Annotated in this window: 1 protein-coding gene; it reads right to left on the bottom strand. The window is 63.3% G+C overall.

Annotated elements, in window-relative coordinates; genetic code table 11:
- Window positions 1-88 precede the first annotated feature (88 nt).
- Window positions 89-1,722: cobaltochelatase subunit CobT (gene cobT, locus ACTIE1_RS05495; RefSeq protein ID WP_439563292.1), on the bottom strand; the 1,634-nt coding region annotated here is incomplete at its 5' end.

The raw sequence follows: 1,722 nt of genomic DNA, 5'->3' as shown, positions 1-1,722 counted from the left end.
CACCACCGGCGGCGAAGACCCCATCCGCACCATCCGCGGCGCAGGCTACGCAATGGGCGGATAGGACGGCCGGCGGCGGGCTACAGGGCTACATTGCGCGCTTTATGCCACCAAATCTGGCGCGTGCGCGGGGGTCTTTGTCAAACAGGGCTGCCAGTTGTTCGGTCATGGCACCGGCCAGTTGTTCCACATCAGTGATGGTGACCGCGCGTTCATAGTAGCGCGTCACGTCATGCCCGATGCCGATTGCCAGCAATTCGACCGCGCGGCGGCGTTCGACCAGCGCAATAACGTCGCGCAGGTGCCGTTCCAGATAATTGGCTGCGTTCACTGACAGCGTGGAATCGTCCACCGGCGCGCCATCGGAAATGACCATCAGGATTTTGCGGGCCTCGGGGCGGGCCAGCATGCGCCGGTGCGCCCATTCAAGGGCCTCGCCATCAATGTTTTCTTTCAGCAACCCTTCTTTCATCATCAGGCCCAGATTGGGCCGGACCCGCCGCCAGGGTGCATCGGCCTGTTTATAGATGATGTGGCGCAGATCATTCAGCCGGCCCGGTTGCGCGCTGCGCCCTTCGCCCAGCCAGCGTTCACGCGACTGCCCGCCTTTCCATGCGCGGGTGGTGAAGCCCAGAATTTCCACCTTCACATTGCAGCGTTCCAGTGTGCGCGCCAGAACATCGGCGCAGATTGCGGCAATGGAAATGGGCCGCCCGCGCATTGATCCGGAATTGTCCAGCAACAGCGTCACCACTGTATCGCGGAATTCGGTGTCTTTTTCCTGCTTGAAGGACAGGGGCGTTGTGGGGTTGGCCACAACCCGCGCCAGACGACCCGCATCAAGGATGCCTTCTTCCAGATCAAACAGCCAGGACCGGTTCTGTTGTGCCTGAAGGCGGCGCTGCAACTTGTTGGCCAGCCGCGACACAGCACCTTTCAGGGGTTCAAGCTGTTGGTCCAGATAGGCGCGCAGGCGTTCCAGTTCGGCCGGATCAGCCAGATCCTCGGCGCGGATTTCTTCGTCAAACGCGGTGCTGAAGACCTTGTATTCGGCATTCGCTTCCGAATGGGGGGGCGGGGGCGGCGGCTCAAGCGGGGCCTCGCCTTCGGGCATGTCGGCCTCGTCCGACATTTCGTCGCTGGCATCCTGATCAAGGGCGGCATCGGCCTGTGCGCTGTCCTGCGCGGGGCTGTCCTCCTCGCTCTCCTCGTCGGATTGCTCATCCTGGCCGGTGCTGTCGGGGGTGTCCTGTTCTTCTGGCTGGTCCTCAGCCTCGGTGTCGGTGGCATCATCCTGATCGCCGGTATCATCAGGGTCATCGCCCAGCTGGTCGCCATAGCCCAGATCCTCGATCATCTTGCGGGCGAAGCGCGCGAAGGCTGTCTGGTCGGTCAGTACCTTCTCCAGCCCCTCCAGCGTGCCGCCCGCGCGTTCCTCGATGAAGCCGCGCCACAGGTTAAGCACCTGATCCGCCCCTTGCGGCAGGGTGCGGCCAGTGGCCAGTTCGCGGATCATGTAGCTTGCGGCCACCGGCAGGGGGGCATCCTGACGGTCGCGGATCTGGGCATAGCCCTTGCGGGTGGCGTCATGGGAAATGCGCGCATCGATATTCTTGGCGGTGCCCGGCATGTGGCGTGCGCCGACTGCTTCGCATCGCGCATCCTCCATGGCCTGATACAGGTCGCGTGCCATCTGGCCTTGTGGCAGATAGCGGCTATGGG

Source organism: Roseinatronobacter sp., assembly GCF_051859525.1.
Taxonomy (GTDB): domain Bacteria; phylum Pseudomonadota; class Alphaproteobacteria; order Rhodobacterales; family Rhodobacteraceae; genus Roseinatronobacter.
Note: the sequence above shows the minus strand (reverse complement) of the source record. Positions and strands in the feature narration are given on the sequence as shown.